At 54.0% G+C, this 18,664-nt stretch carries 16 protein-coding genes and 5 pseudogenes; 12 read left to right on the plus strand and 9 right to left on the minus strand.

Annotated features, from left to right (window positions below):
- Window positions 1-71: 71 nt before the first annotated feature.
- A pseudogene (locus tag C1J05_RS17805) lies at window positions 72-777 on the minus strand (IS6 family transposase).
- Window positions 778-894: 117 nt separating this feature from the next.
- Between C1J05_RS17805 and cls the strand changes: the two are divergent.
- The 4 genes and pseudogenes from cls to C1J05_RS17825 all read left to right on the plus strand — a co-directional run bounded on the left by cls (window position 895) and on the right by C1J05_RS17825 (window position 3,974).
- Window positions 895-2,325, plus strand: a complete 1,431-nt coding sequence (cls, locus tag C1J05_RS17810) for a cardiolipin synthase (protein WP_114871425.1) — start codon at window positions 895-897, stop codon at window positions 2,323-2,325.
- Between the two features lie 186 nt (window positions 2,326-2,511).
- Window positions 2,512-2,823, plus strand: a pseudogene (locus C1J05_RS17815) (DDE-type integrase/transposase/recombinase); the annotation flags it as partial.
- A gap of 169 nt (window positions 2,824-2,992) precedes the next feature.
- On the plus strand, window positions 2,993-3,520 hold the full coding sequence (locus C1J05_RS17820) for an HdeD family acid-resistance protein (protein ID WP_114871426.1): 528 nt from the start codon (window positions 2,993-2,995) through the stop codon (window positions 3,518-3,520).
- Window positions 3,521-3,641: 121 nt separating this feature from the next.
- Complete coding sequence (locus tag C1J05_RS17825) at window positions 3,642-3,974, plus strand: potassium channel family protein (RefSeq protein ID WP_114871427.1); 333 nt, start codon at window positions 3,642-3,644, stop codon at window positions 3,972-3,974.
- 273 nt (window positions 3,975-4,247) lie between these two features.
- Here the strand turns inward: C1J05_RS17825 and C1J05_RS17830 are convergent, their stop codons facing one another.
- Together C1J05_RS17830 and C1J05_RS17835 are read right to left on the minus strand one after the other, a co-directional pair.
- Window positions 4,248-5,789 (minus strand): phospholipase D family protein, encoded by a 1,542-nt coding sequence (locus tag C1J05_RS17830; protein ID WP_114871428.1) that lies wholly within the window; start codon window positions 5,787-5,789, stop codon window positions 4,248-4,250.
- Window positions 5,790-6,024: 235 nt separating this feature from the next.
- Window positions 6,025-7,944, minus strand: coding sequence for a DUF3604 domain-containing protein (locus C1J05_RS17835; RefSeq protein WP_254684641.1), 1,920 nt, complete (start codon window positions 7,942-7,944; stop codon window positions 6,025-6,027).
- Window positions 7,945-8,062: 118 nt separating this feature from the next.
- On the opposite strand from C1J05_RS17835, the gene C1J05_RS17840 reads away from it, so the two are divergent.
- Complete coding sequence (locus tag C1J05_RS17840) at window positions 8,063-8,755, plus strand: Crp/Fnr family transcriptional regulator (RefSeq protein ID WP_205388989.1); 693 nt, start codon at window positions 8,063-8,065, stop codon at window positions 8,753-8,755.
- 576 nt (window positions 8,756-9,331) lie between these two features.
- Window positions 9,332-9,511, plus strand: a pseudogene (locus C1J05_RS17845) (transposase); the annotation flags it as partial.
- Between the two features lie 109 nt (window positions 9,512-9,620).
- Here C1J05_RS17845 and C1J05_RS17850 read toward each other — a convergent pair.
- Window positions 9,621-10,781 (minus strand): IS30 family transposase, encoded by a 1,161-nt coding sequence (locus C1J05_RS17850; RefSeq protein ID WP_114871432.1) that lies wholly within the window; start codon window positions 10,779-10,781, stop codon window positions 9,621-9,623.
- A gap of 188 nt (window positions 10,782-10,969) precedes the next feature.
- On the opposite strand from C1J05_RS17850, the gene nrtS reads away from it, so the two are divergent.
- From nrtS to rpsU, 6 genes and pseudogenes are all read left to right on the plus strand, one after another.
- Window positions 10,970-11,290: a nitrate/nitrite transporter NrtS gene (gene nrtS / locus C1J05_RS17855; RefSeq protein WP_114871433.1), complete on the plus strand. Its 321-nt coding sequence runs from the start codon at window positions 10,970-10,972 to the stop codon at window positions 11,288-11,290.
- Window positions 11,287-12,588, plus strand: a complete 1,302-nt coding sequence (locus C1J05_RS17860) for an adenylate/guanylate cyclase domain-containing protein (protein WP_114871434.1) — start codon at window positions 11,287-11,289, stop codon at window positions 12,586-12,588. Before nrtS ends, C1J05_RS17860 begins: the two co-directional genes overlap by 4 nt.
- A 550-nt stretch (window positions 12,589-13,138) precedes the next feature.
- Window positions 13,139-13,342: a hypothetical protein gene (locus C1J05_RS17865; RefSeq protein ID WP_114871435.1), complete on the plus strand. Its 204-nt coding sequence runs from the start codon at window positions 13,139-13,141 to the stop codon at window positions 13,340-13,342.
- A gap of 47 nt (window positions 13,343-13,389) precedes the next feature.
- The gene (locus tag C1J05_RS17870) at window positions 13,390-13,758 is read left to right on the plus strand and encodes a hypothetical protein (protein ID WP_114871436.1); all 369 of its coding nucleotides are present in this window, start codon (window positions 13,390-13,392) and stop codon (window positions 13,756-13,758) included.
- 495 nt (window positions 13,759-14,253) lie between these two features.
- Window positions 14,254-14,538 (plus strand): hypothetical protein, encoded by a 285-nt coding sequence (locus C1J05_RS17875; RefSeq protein ID WP_162797923.1) that lies wholly within the window; start codon window positions 14,254-14,256, stop codon window positions 14,536-14,538.
- 86 nt (window positions 14,539-14,624) lie between these two features.
- A pseudogene (rpsU, locus tag C1J05_RS17880) lies at window positions 14,625-14,826 on the plus strand (30S ribosomal protein S21).
- A gap of 197 nt (window positions 14,827-15,023) precedes the next feature.
- Here the strand turns inward: rpsU and C1J05_RS21590 are convergent.
- From C1J05_RS21590 to C1J05_RS17905, 5 genes and pseudogenes are all read right to left on the minus strand, one after another.
- Complete coding sequence (locus C1J05_RS21590) at window positions 15,024-15,638, minus strand: hypothetical protein (protein WP_162797863.1); 615 nt, start codon at window positions 15,636-15,638, stop codon at window positions 15,024-15,026.
- Window positions 15,613-15,753 (minus strand): annotated as a pseudogene (locus tag C1J05_RS17890) (IS110 family transposase); the annotation flags it as partial. The gene C1J05_RS21590 and the pseudogene C1J05_RS17890, both read right to left, overlap by 26 nt.
- 81 nt (window positions 15,754-15,834) lie before the next feature.
- Window positions 15,835-17,205, minus strand: coding sequence for a virulence-associated E family protein (locus tag C1J05_RS17895; protein WP_114871438.1), 1,371 nt, complete (start codon window positions 17,203-17,205; stop codon window positions 15,835-15,837).
- On the minus strand, window positions 17,202-18,140 hold the full coding sequence (locus C1J05_RS17900; RefSeq protein ID WP_114871439.1) for a bifunctional DNA primase/polymerase: 939 nt from the start codon (window positions 18,138-18,140) through the stop codon (window positions 17,202-17,204). The genes C1J05_RS17895 and C1J05_RS17900 overlap by 4 nt, the downstream gene beginning before the upstream one ends.
- 1 nt (window position 18,141) lies before the next feature.
- Entirely contained in the window at window positions 18,142-18,450 is a 309-nt protein-coding gene (locus C1J05_RS17905) for a hypothetical protein (RefSeq protein ID WP_114871440.1), read from the minus strand.
- Window positions 18,451-18,664 lie beyond the last annotated feature (214 nt).

Raw genomic sequence — 18,664 nt, forward strand, 5'->3', positions numbered from 1 at the left:
GAATGAAGCACCAAGGTGGGTGCTGCCAGACTAATTCGAACAAGTCTCAGAATGGACAGTGAGCCTGTCCCTTATGACGCGCCGAGACCGCGCCACTCGGCAAGAGCAGCGGCGCGGTTCAGCTTGAAATTGGGTCGGCTTGAAAGGCTGCGTTCCTGATTAAAGTGATTGTAGACCGAGGCGTGGACGGAGGCGAATTTCTGCAAACTTCGCATGCGCCGGAAGCGGAGCATCGCCCGTTCTCGTCGTCGAAACGGCAGGTGCGAATTCTCCGCTCGGTTGTTCATCCACCGACCCATTTCCTGCCTGTCTGCGGCGCCGATCTCCTTCAGCGCGGCGCCATAGGACCGCAGCAGATCCGTGACGAACACCTCCAGGCAACCATGCTTGCGCACTGCTTTCTTTAAGAATTTCAACGCGGCCTTTTTATCGCGCGTCTTCGTCACGAAGTTTTCCAAGACTTCACCTTCATGATCGACGGCCCGCCAAAGGTAGTGTCTCTCGCCGTTGATCTTCACGAACATCTCGTCAAGATGCCAGCGCCACTTGCTCGATTTCATGCTAACAATGCGCCGTATCCGGATTTCCGCGGCAAACATCGGGCCGAACCGATGCCACCAGTATCTGACAGCCTCATGGCTGACATCGATGCCGCGTTCGTGCAACAGATCCTCGACATTTCGAATGTGAAAGCGGGAACCGGACGTATATCATCACCGGCAAGCGGATAATCTCACGGCTCGTTTTGAAGTAGCGAAATGGATCAAGAATGGTCATCCGGCGAGGCTACGGAACCGCCCTGCCCGCCTCAAGCCGGTTTTCTCTGACAGTGCCGTCTGGCATGTTGCCTAATCAATTGCTATGCTTGATAGGCTTTGAGAAAGTCACAGACATATGGCCACACTTCTTCTTCTTTTTCATGCCCTTCTCGTTCTGAGCTTCACACTCCGCATTCTACTGCGGGATGATCTGTCGCCCTCCGCGCGATTGGCCTGGTTCATCGTGCTGAACGTGCTGCCCTACGTCGGGAGTGTTGTCTATTTCCTGTTCGGCGAGATTGACCTCGGGCACCGAGCCGACAAACGTCACAAAGAGGTCTTCGATGAAATCAGGGCAGCAGCCGTGCAGCATTTTGGAGAAAAGAATGGCATAAATCTGATCAATCCAGTCTACCAGCCAGGCTTCCGTTATGCGTCTTCAATCAACGGATTTCACGCCGTCGCGGGCAACCAAGCCACGCTAATGGCTGATGCGTCAGAGACGAACAAACACCTGATCGCGGACATCGACGCAGCCACTGATCATGTGCATGTTCTGTATTACATCTGGTTAACGGACACGACCGGGAAAGACGTGTGCAAGGCGCTAATCCGTGCCGCCGAGCGGGGTGTGATCTGTCGCGCGATGGCTGATGGGCTGGGCTCGCGAGCACTACTCAAATCGCCACTTTGGCGCGAGATGGAAGAGGCCGGAGTGAAGCTTGCAGTGGCCATGCCACTCGATAATCCAATCCGCACAGTGCTGACAAGCAGGGTTGATCTGCGCAACCATCGCAAGATCACGGTGATTGACGGGCGCATCACCTATTGCGGCAGCCGCAATGCCGCCGATCCGGAATTCCTTGTGAAAGCCAAATACGCGCCATGGGTAGATATAATGCTGCGTTTCGAAGGCCCTGTAGTCACCCAGAACCAACTGCTGTTTCTAAGCGATTGGATGCAGGCGACCGGAGAAGCTTTTGAGAGCTTCCATGTTGAACACGTCCCCACAACTGAAGGGTTCCCTGCACAGGTCATGGGGGACGGCCCAACTGAACGCCGCGCGGCAACGCCTCAGTTGTTCGCAACACTGATTTCAACCGCACAATCCCAACTTACGCTGTCGACGCCATACTTCGTACCCGACGCCACAGTCCTTGAGGCCCTCTGCGCCGCCGCGCATCGCGGCGTGAACATCACTCTGATCTTCCCAAAAATGAATGACAGCTGGATCGTTGCCGCTGCGAGTCGAAGCTACTACCGCAAGCTTTTGTCGGCCGGGTGCGATATCCACGAATTCAAGGGCGGCCTCCTTCACGCCAAAACCCTGACCATTGATGGTCTTGTCACACTTGTCGGCTCGTCAAATCTCGATTTGCGCAGCTTTGATCTCAACTACGAAAACAATGTTCTATTGCAGGATGTCGAGATCACCAGGCAGGTCTGTGACCGTCAGCAAGCCTATATTGAAAAGAGCGACCCCGTGATGCTAACGCACGTGCTTGGCTGGCCCTATCACCGGCGCATCTGGAACAATACTATCGCCACAATCGGACCAGTATTGTAGAATGGGCCGTCCTTGTCGCCTTTCGATGCAACACATTTTCTGCAGTTTTTTTGTGGTTGCGTTTGAGTTAAACGGCACTGTCAGAGCAAAATCGCTTGTGACGGGCAGGGTGGTTTCGTAGCCTCATCGGATGACCAATCTTGATCCGTTTCGCTATTTCAAAACGAGCCGTGAGATTATCTGCCTGGCAGTGATGCTGTGATTGTCACGGACGGGCTGGCATCGCACGGCGTTGCGCTCAAAGAGATTGGCGTCGCAGACAAGCAGGAGACCGGTCGCAGGCTGAATAACCGAGTGAAGAATTCGCATCTGCCGTTTCGACGACGAGAGCGAGCCATGCTTCGCTTCCGGCGTATGCGAAGTTTGCAGAAATTCGCCGCCGTTCACGCTTCCGTCTACAATCACATTAATCAGGAACGCAGCCTTTCAGGCCGACCCGATTTCAAGCTGAACCGCGCCGTTGCTCTGGCCGAGTGGCGCGGTCTTAGCGCGTCGTAAGGGGCAGCTTCACCGTCCATTCGGAGACCAGTTCGAATTGATCTGACAGCACTCTTCGCAGTACCGATACAACACACATTTCGAATTAATATGAAGCCGGGGACGTAAAAAGTTGCCATCACCGCGCGCGTTGTGCCTCATCGAAGAAATATAATGGGAGGATGCCAAAATGGGCAACAAAATCTTGTGGATATTGATGGCGTTACTGTCGATTGTAGGCGGGGTAGTAGCACTAATGAACCCCGTATTTGCCAGCGGCATAGCTACAATAATAGTCGCGTGGCTGTTCATACTTTTTGGCGCGTTGCAAGTAATTGCAGGTTTCCGGGTCGAAGGAGCAGGAGCAAAAGTTTGGACAATTTTGCTGGGTGCACTGGCCGTTTATCTCGGCGTCACAATACTTGGACACCCACTTAAGGGTATGATGGCACTAACCACGATGATCGCTATTCTGTGCCTAGGCGGGGGCATCGCTAAAGTTGTATTATCCTTCGCGCTGGAAGACCGTCGTTTTTTCTGGTTAGTTCTCGTATCGGGTTTAGCGTCATTGGCGGTCGGCTTAATCATATTCATGAATTGGCCGGTATCAGCTATTTCGGCGCTCGGAATTCTTCTGGGCGTACAGCTTTTGTCTGATGGCGTATCTTCACTGGCTATGGCCCTCAGTAGCGATGGAAAATCGTCCGCGGAGGCATAGAACTCACATCCAGTGATCACCTGTTAGGCGCGCAAGTCAATTGCGGGCCTAGCATTTGGAATGATCCCTGGATCAACTACTTCAGGTCCTCGCCTCTAAGTATCAGAAAGGTAATTGAACGATGAATTCACTTGCCCGGTTGGGTCGAGCGCTTCAGGCTGCTTTCATCGACCCACGGTCTATCGGATTATTAGCTTTCACTTTTGCGATCATTTCAGGCGCTTCAGTGTTCTATCACTACGTAGAGAATTGGGGCTGGCTGGACTCCGTTTACTTTTCAGTGATGACGATATCGACTGTTGGGTATGGCGATTTTTCACCTGACACCATTGCCGGTAAAGTTTTCACCATCGGATACGTGATTGTTGGGCTCGGAGTGTTTGTAGCCATGGCAACAGCGGTAGCCGATGCCATTCTGGCGCAACGTCAGACAGATCGCGATACTCGCGATTGAAGCGCAACGTTTTTGTCGGCGAAGCGGCCATTGATGAACGGTGCGGCGAATGGCGGGTTTGTCCGCATTTGTGGAAATAGAACTGCTAAATTTCACGGCAATATGAATGAACGTCCGCTTTTCTTGCTGAGTCGCAGCCAATGGGTTTGCACATTTCATCGCGGCGTCTGCGAAAGTCAAAAACGGAATGCTTCCGCTAAGGACTTGAAGCGGTCGTTCGATTGTCTGGCCGCGACCTTTGGCAACGAGAGGGGGCGGACGCTCTGGGTAAGATCAAAGCATCCATTCGATCGGGAGTCTCGCTATGAGCCAGGCCACGGCTCTCTGGATTCTGCTAGTCTCGGGTTCGACCTCGTGTGTTGTCACCTGTCCATCTGCGCCTGTTTCAATCCAGATGAGGTTACCATCATTGGATAACTCGACCCGATATGCGAACGCTGGTTTTGCGAGTTGCGATGCAAGCGCCTCTGCGATGGAGCGGCTTTCGATTAAGAGCCCCATCTCGGTGTTGAGACTCGCGGAGCGAGGGTCGAGATTGTAGGATCCAATAAAGACTTTCTCTCCGTCAAACGCGAAGACCTTTGCATGCAATCCCGAGGCCGATCCGGCAAGGATCTCCGGCAGACTGCGATCGCGACGCCTTTCGCGTAGTGCATGAAGCTCCAACAGTTCCACACCGGATTTCAGGAGATCTTCGCGATAACCCATGTAGGCTGCGTGAACGGGCATGACATCGGTTGCGTCGAGCGAGTTTGTCAACACGCGGACATTTACCCCTGATCGGGCCAGACCCTCCAATATCTCTGGCCCCCTTTCGCCGGGGATGAAATACGCCGAAACCAGATCGAGGGACGTTTGAGCCTGCAATGCCAGCCTGACGAGATGTTCAACCATCATCCCGTCGCCATCAGCATTTCCAAGCCCCTTTGCCGGGTCATCAACGATTAGCGTGACGTCGCTCCACTCGAACTTCAAATTTCTTTCGGCAATCCTTTTTGCGAGCGGGTTTTCGTCAATCGCCTTCTGATAGCCGGCACCGGAGGCAGACTGTCGCGCAATCTGCGCCGCGTCCAAGATTGTCTCTCCGTCAGTCGGTGTGAGAAAAAATGCTGCGTCATAGGCCGATTTACTGTTCCAATAATCGTCAAAGGCCGCCGATACCTCTTTAACGATCGGTCCGATGGCAAAAGCGTCGAGGTCGAGATAGTGGGTCCCAGTACCGTAGTCGAAATAAATATCCCCAATATTGCGCCCGCCCACGATGGTGGCGACACCATCGAACGTCATGGACTTGTTGTGCATACGGCGATTTAACCGCCTGAAATCATACACGAAGGAGAGAAATTTAGGATCCCTGAGTGTGAACGGGTTAAAAATGCGAACGCTTGCAGTCGGCATCTCGTTAAGTTCCGCCAACAGAGGGTCGAGCCCCGAAATACCGTTGTCGTCGATCAGCAGCCTGACGCGCACACCGCGCTCGGCAGCGGCCCGAAGTTCGTCAAGAAGCATCAGACCGGTCACGTCTTTTTGCCAAATGTAGTACTGCACATCGATTGAGGATACGGCAGCGTCTGCCAGAACAGCCCGTGCCGCGAATGCGAAACGCCCATCGAAAAGTGGGCGAACGCCATCGAGCCCTGGATTGCGCTCCATGGCGCCTTGAATGACCCGGCCGAGTGGCCCTTCCCAATCCGGTTCCAGTCTGTTCGTGGGAGCTGAAAAATTCTTCTCTGGCAGAGGGAATACTGTTCTCAACACCACCGCCCCGATGGTAAATAAAGCCGCAATCACCAATAACCACTTCAAGAAACGCATATGTTGGTCCAGCCTCCATGGCCTGTCTTACGATCTACAACCCTTTATCTCCGGCTACCGGAAATTCCAAATCTTCAATTTTCAATGACGACAGTCGCCGATGAAAACCAGCGCAGGTCAGTTCCGAGCCCCAAAACAGCCGAAAAAAGGCGCCGCCTCGCAGTTGGTGACGCCTTTCACGCTTTGACAGCCTAAACGAAGTTCTATCTCCAGTCGCAAATCGAAAAAACTGGAGTCAACCTTCCGGCGTATACCAGATCGGCGAGGTGTAGGCGCGTTCCTGATGCTTCAAGACGCCTTCGGCCGGAATCTCTGAGCCAAGCTTGACACGGTCATAGGCAAGCCACGTTGGCGTGGGAATTTCCAGGATGCGCACATAGTAGAAGGCGCTGCTGGACGGATCGAAATCCGGGTCTTCCCAATAGGCTGCCAATGCCGCCTCTCCAATAGTGTTGGTATAGGTCGCGGTATTCAGATCGACAGTGTCTCCTACAGGGCGGTCGCAGCGATTGTTGTCCGAAATCGCTCGTTCGTCCGAGCAGGCCACGTCGTATATCCGTTCCTGAGACACTCCGTTGGCATCAAGCCAACCCTTCACAATCTGGATCCGGTCGAGGTTGGCACCATTCGGATCACGCAAGGCGCGGACCATCAGTTTGGGCGCGCGCCCCTCGGGTGCCGCGGTCATGTCGCCGCCCATGGGCACACCGCTTGCATATCCGATGGTGGCAAAGTCCGGCTTGAACACATCGTCCTCCGTGAAACTCCATCCGGCGAAGACCCTGAGCACTGGTCGCGTGCCGGTAGAAGCATATACCTCCTTGCGGGCCATCGCGTCCCATATCGCTTTTCGGGTATTCTCCCGAGCCCAAACACCGGCCAGCGCTCCAGCCGTCGTCTCCCAGTGTTTGACCTGAACGCCTCCGTCACCATCTGGACGTCGATCTGAAACAACGTCGTCGTCATAGCGGAATTCTCCAGTGCCCGGCTCCACCCCGGAGAATTTTCCAAAATAGTTTTCTTCACGCGTGCCGGCAAGTGAAGTGTGGGAGTCGCTCGATCCGATCATGCCGAATTTGAAAGGGTTGATGCCAAGCGCTGCCTGCTGCTCCAGGCCGAGCTTCAGCGCACTGCGGGCGTATTCATTTGGCAGCATTTCGGGCGTCTTTGCTTCGAAGCCAAAGTCGCCTTTGTCCCAGTTATGGAATTCCGCGAACTCGTCCTCGGGCGAAAGGAAAGGATGCGCTTCTCCATCGCCTTTGCCCTGAGTTACCTCGTAGATTGGTTCCCAACGCATCCGCCGTTTTGCATAGGCCGCGTCGATTGGCTCGCCAGCTCGGGTCTCAACGTCAAACATCAATCCATTAGATAAGTTACCGTTATGTGGGATGGCGAGTACCTGCCCGCCGGTCCTCTCCTCGTAACCTTCAAGGTAGTTCCACAAGTCCTCTGGATCTTCGGAATCATACGCGGAGAATGGTAACACTAGCTTCACACGGTCGTCGTCATCCCGGAACAAAACCACGCGGTGTAGATTCTTTACGTTAGGAGACGAGGTCCACTCAAAAGCATGCAATGAGGTGAAGACACCCGGTTCATTGTGGAGTTCGACGGTATCAATGAGCCGTTCCCACATGTTCCTTTGCAACGCAACGTTTGGCATTGGGTTGATGCCTGTCGCCACCCCTTCTTCGCCCCATTTGCCATAGGCGCCATAGCTGTCCCCGGCCTTGACGAGATCGTGTACTTCCTTACCCCATCGGTCGCGAAGCAGCGCCGCGTCCGACTCCTCAATCATTACAGCCAAGCCAAGGTTCTCCGCGTGATCCGCTACGACGAGAAAATCAAGTGGCTGGATCAGGCGCGCCTCCACGCCAGACGAGGATACAACTTTCTCACCTTTGGCGAACCGTAAGGCAGTGTCAGGAGGAAGGCGATTTCCGATCATGCCTGCATCGGTCGAGTAAGACGTGTGTAAATGCGTATCGCCCCAGAAAACTTGTGTGGGATGCCCGCGGTAGAGATACGGGGAATACTTCGCTGCGCCGATATTTACATTGTCCTCGGTGATCGACACGTCAGCTGCAATCGCGGTGGTCGATGCAAGGCATGCGCACAAGCCAATCGCCGCGATTTTCATTTTCAAAGGTTTCACTTTCTCTTTCCCCCACAAAAGTTAGAGCTGGTTTTCAACGCTTGGTCGCCATTTGCATTGGCAATATCATTGGCAAATGCTTAAGACTGTCAGCTGCAGTCATTTGGGGGAAGAATTGGTGAAGAAAGACAGTTATGTTGAGTTGAGCTGCGAAGGCTGGCTATCGGGCGTACCGGTTGAGTTTGGGAGGGAACTCGTCTCGCTCGGAGAGTTACGGAAGGCGAACACTGGAGAGTACATCCATCGAGCCGGTAATCCGCAGGACGGGTTGCGTGGCATCGTCTCTGGAGCATTTGCTATTGAAATGGCGCCATTTGAGCGCGGACCGAACCTTCTACATCTCTTTCGATCCGGCGATTGGATGGGAGAAATTGAATTAATTAAGGGATTGCCAAACGTCGTATCAGTCAAGGCCACCCGCCCTAGTGAGTACATTCACATTGCAACACCTGATATCAAGAAGTTAGCGTCTGCTAATCCGGAAACTTGGCGTTGGATCGGTTCATTGGCGGCAGAACATCTCCTAACCGCGATGGGTATCATGGACGACTTGACTATCCGTGAACCGAGCAGGCGCATTGCAGCCTTACTGTTGCGTCTTGCGGGTGTTAGGAGCATCGATAGACCCATCGAACCCGAACCGGAAATCGATGCAACACAGTTTGAACTATCCCACTTTACTACGTTGTCGCGCGCTACGATTGCAGGGCACCTCGACCGATTTGAGAAAGCTGGATTAGTCGCACGTTCTTACGGCAGAGTTAAGTTAACCAATACCAAAAAGCTGCGTGAACACCTGGCAACGTACTAACTGCTCCAGAGTTGAGCGTTTTGAAAATCTCAAGCAGGCGCACCGTTAGTTTCGTCCGCTCGGCATTTGATGGCGAACGATGCGCCGAATGGCAGCTCAGGCGGAACTCGGTCATAGCTTCATCGAACTTCGCTGCGGGGGGAGCCAGGCAACGCTTCATACCGAGCAATTGTTCGCTCAGTCACGCCCAATTCTTTGGCGAGATCGCCTCGGGCGATGTAGTCTTCCATGATACCCATTCGTTCCTCCAAAAGTTGCGCCGAAGTCGGAATGACGGTTCGGCGTGGATCATGGAAACAAAATAGGGGCGCTGCGTTTTTTTTTAAAAATGGCAACTTAATTTAATTTTTGAGCCAACTTGGCATTACCAGACTCAGGCGCTTCAAACCTTCAGTGGCTGCTGGTCATTTTGGTTTACCAAAGCGCGAGTGGCGCGCACGAGAGCCGGATTGCTTAAACGAACCATAGGTAAAAATGCTATTTTTCGAACATGTCTGACGTCAGCACCTGTGGGACAGATTTGAGGATTTGAACAACGGAGGGTTTCTGGTTCATCGTAGCCTTTAAGGAGCGAAGATGAACAAGAAGCCCGGAACATCGAAAGACGCAGCTGACAAGCTGGTCAAAAACATCCGCCGCAAGACCCGCCAGACCTACTCGGCGGAGGAGAAGATCCGCATTGTTTTGGCGGGCCTTCGTGGCGAGGAAAGCATCTCGGCGTTATGTCGCCGCGAGGGCATCTCTGAGAGCCTGTTTCGCCCAGCCTAGGCTCTGGACCTATAAACGGGACGCGGCCTCAACGGCAGCTTTGACCCAGAGCAGACATTGGCTGAAAATGCAGCTATGACCGGGTTGCGGGGCGGTTTCAAAGGGTCGACGCAACACATGAATTGAAACGCTCTGCGGGTGTTTCGTAGTTGAGCGTCTTTCGAGGTCGCTCGTTGAGCTGTCTGGCGACGGCGCTGAGCTTTGCTTGGCTATGTATCGACAAATCCGTGCCTTTTGGGAAGTACTGTCGCAGCAGGCGGTTGGTATTTTCGTTTGTGCCGCGTTGCCACGGCGAATGTGGCTCGCATAGAAAGACGTCGATATCGGTGGCCAAGGTGAACTTTTTATGTCCTGCCATCTCTGTCCCGCGATCCCATGTCAGAGAACGATACAGCTCTTTGGGCAGTTTGCGTGACTGCTTGATGAGCGCTTGAATGACGCTGTGACTGTCTTTGTTGCTCACCTTGGCCAGCATGACGTAACGCGTGTGCCGCTCAACGAGAGTAGCAATGAAGCTGTTGCCGGAACCTGCGATCAAATCTCCTTCCCAATGTCCTGGTACGGCTCGATCTTCGGCCTCTGCTGGTCTGTCACGGATCGATATTGCATCGTTGAACCGACCCAACCCGCTGCGCTTCAATGTGGCGTGGCGAGATCGGCGGATGGCCCGTGAAGCCCGCAGATGAGCCAACAGTTCTTTCTTAAGTACGCCGCGTGTCTGGATAAACAGGCTTCGGTAGATCGTCTCGTGAGAGACGCGTTTGTCTTCCTCATCAGGATGTTCGCGCATCAACCAGCCTGCGATTTGTTGCGGGGACCATTTGCGCTTCAGCTTGGCTGATATCGCATGGCAGAGATAGGCATTACCGTTCAGCTTGCAAAGTTTTGGCCGATGAGCGCGGTCCCACGCTGCTGTGTCAGACGCTGCTGCACGGTAAAGTTTGGGTCCTCCATTACGCCGGACCTCGCGACTGATTGTGGAAGCTGGTCGCTTCAAAGCTCGGGCAATTGAGCGCAGAGAGGCTTTCGCACGCAAGCCCCTCGATATCTCTTCTCGCTCGATCAAGGTCAGAGCGAGCCGTGACCTGATGCGATCTGGCGGGCGAATACCGCCAGTGCGCGCAAGCAGCGGATAAATCGACGAGGACTCCCGATCAAACAGCCGCCCAATCGAACTCATCGACTCTCCGCGCTGCCAGCGGTCCCAAATCTCTGCCTTCTGTTTGTCCGTAAAATATATCCGCTTCCGATAGGCCATGAATTACACTCCATCTTTGGTCAAAGATTAAAGTGTTGCGTCGACCCTTTGAAACCGCCGGACAAAACGGCCGTTCAGTTCCATGGGTACAAAGCCCTTTCATCTAAGTAGAGCCGTTTCAAAAGAACTAGCTAGTCTGGAGAAAGTGTGCTCCTCTAGATTGGATCGCATGCTGAAGCATCCGAAGAATGATCGCCGCGCCGACTTGGCCCCTGAGATACTTATTGGAGACGCTGATCGCACAGTCCGAACCGAGCATACCTGAATTGCTGTTCGGCGGCGGCACGCCACGCAAAGCGGCTTTGACCGCCTTGGTAGTTGGAACAGTTCTGACCGGCATCAATCATGGCGACACCATCCTCGCGGGAGACTACCCTCCGGTTTTCAAGGTTATCCTGACCTATTGCGTTCCATACTGCGTTACGAGTTGGGGGGCTGCGACCGGCAAGCTCGCACAGTACCGAGCCAATCAGACCGAGCAGATTGCACGTCAGGAGAGACGGGAATGAATGCAGAGCAGTTCTTCAATCAAAAATCGATCGTTGACTTAAGCTTTTTCAACTTCAGGAACGCGATTACCGCAGCATATTTCGCCAATAAAGACTTCGAGATCCTGCGCACCAATGACAATTTCCGAGCTTTTTTTCCTTTGCTCGGAAATGTGTCGAAAGCCTCAATGCTCGATGTACTCGAACAGCTTGGTGTTCCCGGTGTCCAGATTGACACCTACAGAACGGAATTATTGAAAAATGGTTCGGTCTTGCTACCCAAGGTCGAGATTTCAGCAAACGGGGAAGACCGGATCTACTCGCTGCTATCCACGTTCACACAAGACGCTGATTTTTCTTATCTAAACGGCATACAGGGCCAGTTCGTCGACCGGACGACAGAATGGTCGCTTCGCAAGGAACGCGAGGAGCTTCTGGAACAGAAGCTGCGGGACCGCGAGTTGATCGAAGCGAAATCTCAGGAACTGCAAAACCTCGCGACCCGGCTGGCGAAATACCTTTCGCCACAGATCTACAAGAGTATCTTCTCGGAAAGTGAAGACACTTCGCACGTGCACAAACGTAAGACACTGAACATCTTTTTTTCCGACATCGTCCAATTCACCGATCTCAGCGACACGCTCGAACCAGAACGCCTTGCCGACATTGTGAATTCCTATCTGTCCGAGATGACCAATATCGCGCTTGAGTGTGGCGGAACCATCGACAAGTTCATCGGCGATGCCATCATGGTCTTTTTCGGCGATCCTGAAACGGAGGGCGAGGCCGAGGATGCGCTTCGTTGTGTCGAAATGGCTGTAAGAATGCAGGAAAGGGTCGCCCAGCTGCAGAGCCATTGGCGTAAGAAAGGCGTTACCAATGGGCTGAAGGTGCGAATGGGTATCGCGACTGGTTTCTGTACGGTTGGTAACTTCGGCTCAGACCAGCGGCTCGACTACACCGTCCTTGGCAGCCCGGTCAATCTGGCCTCTCGATTACAGAGTGTGGCCGAACCCAACAAGATCGTTGTGGATGAAAACACTTATAACCTGGTCGAAACTGTGGTCTTGGCAGACCTCGCGGGGGAGTTTCAGCCGCGAGGTTTTGCTCGTCCGGTACGCTATTACGAGTTGAAGAGCCTAGCTCAAGAAGCCCGGCACGAAGTTCAGAAACAATTGTCTCATATAGGAAAGCATGTCGAAGTCATGCTCTACGATAGCGGAGACATTCGCGGCGCCATCGAGGAACTGCGTGAAATACAGAACAAATTCGAGACCCTGTTGGCGAAAAATGAAAAAGACGGCACGCCACACAAGTGACATCGGTTGAGGGCATCATTTAGCCTATCCAAGCCGCACCGCCGTGTGTTCTTCGCGACTGCCGACATCGAGTGAAAATCTCTGCGGTTCGCCTCAGACGGTCCTTTGGAAATCGAGGTCGGCATTGGGCTCAGAGCAGACCTACGCCAAATTTTGGTCAGTGGCTGCTGTGTCGCGTTTAGCAGTCGTTCGAGGCCGTCGATTTGAAATTTCCAGCCCGAAAGTCGGCTTTCACCAGCAGCGGACGTTCGTGAAAAATCGTCGAATGTCTCACATGCGGGACTTTGCCGCCGTTTGAGTTTGCGGGTGTTACATCGCTATCGCGCCACAGGCGCGGCCTTAGGACAGGGGGGCTGTCCAACTATGCGTCAACCATTACAAAGTTTAGATCAAGACCGCGGCGCTGAGACCTGGAGCCTGGCTCAGATTTTACGTCAGGTGCACATATCATGGAAGCAGTGTGTCCATAAAGCTTGAACGAGACACAAAGCAGTGGCATTCTTCTGCTCCGGTATTCCACTTCGGCAATGACAGATAAGGGGAATTTACTATGTCTGCCAATCAACGAAAGAACCTTTTCATTTCTGGCGTTTTAGCTCTGATGTTCGCGCTGGTTTCCGTCACTTCGGCACATGCCCTAAGCAAGAAAGGGAAAGGAGCCGTTATTGGCGCGGGTGTTGGCGGTTTGATAGGGGGCGGTAAAGGAGCCGTCGCTGGGGGAGTTGCTGGAGCGATTATCGGCAATAATTCCTAACAGCGACATATCCCGAATCCGATCTAAATTTGAAGGAAGCTGAACTAATGACTATAATTAGACTATTGGGTTTTGGCGCACTTGCTATTGTCATATCTGCGGTGAGCGCGACCGCAGACGAGGAACTGGACCAGATGCTCAAAGAAGCGCTGCCAGTCATGCATCACTCATGCGAAACCGTCGTTGAGGAAACTGGCGGAGACGAAGAGGCAATCGTGGATGTTGTTCGTAAAATGGCTATCGTATCATTTGCGAACCGCGGTATCGATATTTCAGAATATGCAGGCACCGAGGAAGAATTTGCGGCACTGCGCGCGGAATTTATTGAAGCGCTGCGGGCTGGATGCGAAGCGGACAGAAACGGGCTGCTCGCCGGGATCGTAGACAATGCCATCAAAACAGTTTTAAACCTTTGAAGCAAAATTGGTCGTATCCTTAAGACGGCTTCCGATAAGCGATCAAAGTCGGGTTTTCTAATTGAAATGAGGTGCTGATGCGCGATCTGGCGCGTCCGCTCTGGGCTCTGACCAGTCATTCGACTGTTTTTCTCTAATGACCGGTTCGTCGCGTTAAGCAGCCGTTCACGACTGGAAATTCGAAGTTTTGGTTCTGAACGACTGCTTTCACCGGCACCCGACGTTCGCTGCGGCTGCGACGTATGTCTCAGTCGCGGACAAAGTGTGAATTCGCTGCAAGTGCGAAATTCCAACTGTTTTAGAAAGCCCACTGATATCTCGGGCGGATTCCGGACGTTCGTTGCGCCATGCGTGGAGGTCCGCACTGCGGACTTGGCGACCTTGGCAAAAAGCAGATGAAGCGTAGAAAACCCACAGGTTCTCAGATTTTGTTTGCCCGGATTGGAAAGACTGGTAACCTTCACCATTCAAACAGAAGCCAAGGAGCTCAAAAAGATGCCAGTTTTTAGACTTACCGAATTTACATCACGAGATATGAGCAAGATGGTCGAGTTCGCTGAAACTTTACGCGAAGAAGTGGCAGCTGCTGGCGCGGAATTTATTGATGTTATCTCAGTGGGCGATGGCAAAGGCATTGTTATCGCCAAATATGACACTCAAGCCAAGATGGAGGCTGCAACCGAAATCAACAAAGCCGCATTTGGAAAAATGATTGCGGCGGGAATTGTCGACGCAGAAAGCATCAGCGGGCAATCCGGTGAGATTACTTTCTCTTTCTAAGTTAGTGGCGGATGAAGCCAAAAAATTAGCTCGGCCAATTGCTGAAAATTACTGCAACTTCAAACTAGAAAGGTGGTGCAAATCTCATGCAAGTTAGCGTTCGTGACAACAATGTCGATCAGGCCCTCCGGGTTCTGAAAAAAAAAGCTACAGAGGGAAGGCGTTTTCCGTGAAATGAAGCTCAAGCAACATTTCGAGAAGCCGTCCGAGAAAAACGCACGCCAGAAAGCTGAAGCTATCCGCCGTGCCCGTAAGTTGGCACGCAAAAAATTGGAACGCGAAGGATGATGCATTTCATTCCTCGATGCTGAACAAATGTACCCCTGTTGCCCGCTGACAGCAGGGGTTTTGCGTTTCTGTGGGCCATTTTTCAAATCGACGTCCTGAGATATCAAAGTCCGTAAACCGCCCCTTCGCCGCAACGGTCACTAACGGCGGCTGAAGGCGGCGTGGTTGTGCGGGTTACTTCCCTGATGAGTTCCAAATTAGTGGCCACTCAAGACCAACGAAAACACCGGGAGCATAAATACTTGAATTCTCAGAATAATCGCGTGAACCAACCCCAGCGTATCCACGGCGTGCAGATAGACCCGCTCGACAGAACCAACGTCACCTTCGTGTAGAACGTCATGATGATTACTGTATGCATTCGCCAGACACGTGGACCCGGTCAAAACTTCGTCGACACTGCCAGGATAAACAGGCTCCAGGAAAACCGTTAGGCTGCCCGGTAACAGGCCAATCTGCGGATCAAGAAGACGGTCCTCCTGCCTGATCTGTCCCGAGGGTATAACATCCTGAATATCGACCACCACCATTGGGATTACAGTGAAAGGTTTGGAAAGGCAGGACATTTCGACGTAGCTTCCCACCTTGATAACAGGCGCAGAAATCTGGCCGAAACTGGCTAGGAATCGCTTATTTCTGGAGAACTTTTCAGGGATCAGAATCCCTGCAGGGCGCAAGATCGGATTGACATAGTCTCCCACCTGCAAAGTGAACTGCTCGACTGAACCATCCACACCCGCGTAGATGTAAGTTTTCGCGAGCTCTGCTTCCGCCTGTTCCAGAGACGCTTTCTGCAATAGCTTCAGCGTCATTGTAGTCGTTCTTCTGGCCCTTGTTGAAAGGCTTCACATAAATCGCGGGAATGATCCGGGGCTCGAACCCCATCTTGCGCAGCGTTCGGCTGACAAAGTGCGCGCTCAGGCAAGCTATGAAACGATGCATCAACGCAACGGTCATATGGCACGTGTCGGTGGGCATGTGCGTTATCAACGCCATCAGTACCCCGCGTCAGCTGCGCTTTTTCGGTGCCAAGTAGACCGCCTGACCTCTGTACGGCCCAGACGATTTGACCTTCTTCGCCCTGCGCCAGCCGTTTTTGCGGAGGATGGCGGCGACCTGCATCCCCGGGCCGCGTCCAGCGTGGTTGTCGAGACCGAGCCCCGGGCGATCCTTGTAATTCGCCGGTTTTAAAACGATTTCGCGGGTCGTGACTTCGGTCAGCCCCTCGACGTAGTTCAGCACAACAGAGGTGTAGGGGTCGTCCTCCGCCTTGTTGTCCCGTAGATCGACCAGATACTCCTGCGCCTTGGGCGACAGCTCCCACCAATTTTCACCCGCGTCGAGCGCCTCTTTCAGCGCAACGACAGCCTCGCCCAGCAGCTGGTCGCGGTCCTCGCGGATCTTATCTGGGAACGTCGTCTCGACCTCGATCGGGTAGTACCGCGTCGCGCCGGTTTCATCGCGCAGGTAGGTGTCTTCGTTCGTGGTGCCCCAGATCATGCAGCGTCTGGGCTCGCTGACGGCGTTTCGGACATATTTGGGGATGAACTCCTCATTTTGCCGCGTGATGTACGACTTCAACTCGTTCTGATCCGTCTTGCGCACCGGCGCCATCTCCGCCAGTTCAACGAGAAACTTGCCGCGAAGGTAGAGGCCCGACTTCAGCGTGTCCGATAGGGGTAGAGGCGGGCTGTCGCCGAACATTTTCCCATCTGGGCACAGCGCCTCCAGACTGGGCGACTTGCCGATAGACTGTGCCCCCTCGATGATGGGCATGATCTTCAGCTTGGCGCCGGGATATAGCCCTCGCAGCACCTGTGCCATCATGCAGATCTCGCCCATCTCTTTGCTGTATTCGTTCCAATCACTGGCGACCATATGAACGCGAAAGAGGTCTTCGATGCGGCGCTTGCGGTCCCACTTGGCGGCGCAGGTTTCCAGATATTGCTTCAGTCGATCGCCGCGGTTGAAATCTGCCGCAAAATACATCGCCTCCTCGGCCTTTTCCTTCGAAATCATCCCGTGTATCTTTGAGTGTTCATCAAGCCACTGCACCACGGCGGTGACATCGCTAGACGTGAAGGGGCGAGGGGTGAAGGGCTGCCCGTTGTCTTCATATGACCCCGGGATCGGCGCCGTCAGGATCGGCTGATTGTCGAACTCGTCGAACGCGAAGCAGCCCCTTAGATCGGGGTGGTGTTTCATGAACACGCTGTAGTTCTTCTGCGCGTTTTTGATCACCTGCGTCCCTGTGGTCGTCTGGCTCCACAGCAGATTGGCTTCCAGCTCCTGCATAGCGGTATTCACGGGATCGGCCTCGATCGCCTTCAAATTGACCACGTTGTTGTTGTCTTTTTTCTTTTTCTTTGCGTCTTTCATGTCGAAAGGCCTTTCAGTTGGGCACCGATCTGGTGCATTGATGCAGCTGCGGCCGCGACCACGTCGCTCCGCTGGGCTGTTCTGTTTTCATGTTGCTCGATGGCGCGGGTCGCGCAGCGCAGGACCGACCGCTCGGACATATCCGTCCATCCGTCCCGGGCCATCACCCCGTGCTCGAAATGGTCCATCAGGATCATCACGATCTCTTCGTAGTTGAAGCCGGCGCTCGCCATCAGCGACGCCACGGACATGTCCATCGCCGACTTGGACTTGTCGCCCAGCCCCTCGGTCGAGCCTTGGAGCAGGCGCCGGCGCAGCAGCGTGTTTTTCATGCTGCGGCAGGCCTCGACCAGCCGCCCCTGCAGGTCTGGGCGGATGTTACGGGGATCCGGCACCCGGATGTCCTTCAGCGCCCTTGTCGCGGCGTCGCGGTTAAGCTCTGTCAGCTCAGCCAGCACGCTACTGGGCAAAGGCACGGGTTCGACGTCGACCACCGTCTGGTAATGGCCCAGCAGGTCGGCCCAGACGATGTAGCCGCCCTGACCACGGACATCGATCCCGTGCTCCTTGGGAGCGACGTTGGTCAGCGTGACATCCTCGGGATATTCGAAGATGTAATGCCGTCCACCGCTGCGCGTGGAATGTGTCAGCGTCTCGGGCATGTTGTGCTTCGCGAACCACGCGGCGTCATCCGACCCCTCTTTGTAGTCGTCACGATCGATCGTGATCAGACCAGAGCGTTCGCCCATAGGCACGCCGACGGCGTTGGCGCGGCCCCACGGAGCGTTGTCGTCGAGGGGCGGACAGTGGGCCCACCGCGCGAGCGGCGTCTTCCGAAACTTCTTCCGTTTCTCGTCCCACGTGATCAGCACCGGGAAAACCGGTACACTCCACACCCTGCGGATGCGCTTGGCGAGTTTGAATGTATCACCCATATCAGGCCGCCTCGACCTGTTCGTTGATCCAACGAAATATAGTCAGCCTGTTCTGATACATGCCGTTGCCCTTGCCGTTGGCGGGCTCGATATAGCCCGGAGGTCCATCGTTGCGGCATCGGCGATTACGCAGCGCTTGGGCAGTGATGCCCAGAAGCTCAGCGCACTGGGCCGTCGTGATCGGCGACAGGAAATATGCATGATCACTGTCCGCGTAGCGGGTAATGAATGTTTTGAAGTCGCCGCTGTCCTTGAAGGACGCGGGGAGGGCGGCGCAGATGCGCCGTAAGTCGTCAGAAAAATATGCCATAGCAGGCCTTGACCTTTCATAGCCCGCGATGTAAAAAGCACTGTGTGGTCCGAACGGCGGGCGCGCAGGAGAGTGCGATGAGCCCTGATCGATTTGCATCTTCCCGGATGTAACCAAGTCGATCGAGGGGGTGCGCCTTCGGTCTACACATAGTATAGAACTGTGGCTCAACCACTAAATATCACAGTAGCCCGTTATGCGTCAACGCAGACGG

Source organism: Sulfitobacter sp. JL08 (assembly GCF_003352045.1).
GTDB lineage: Bacteria > Pseudomonadota > Alphaproteobacteria > Rhodobacterales > Rhodobacteraceae > JL08.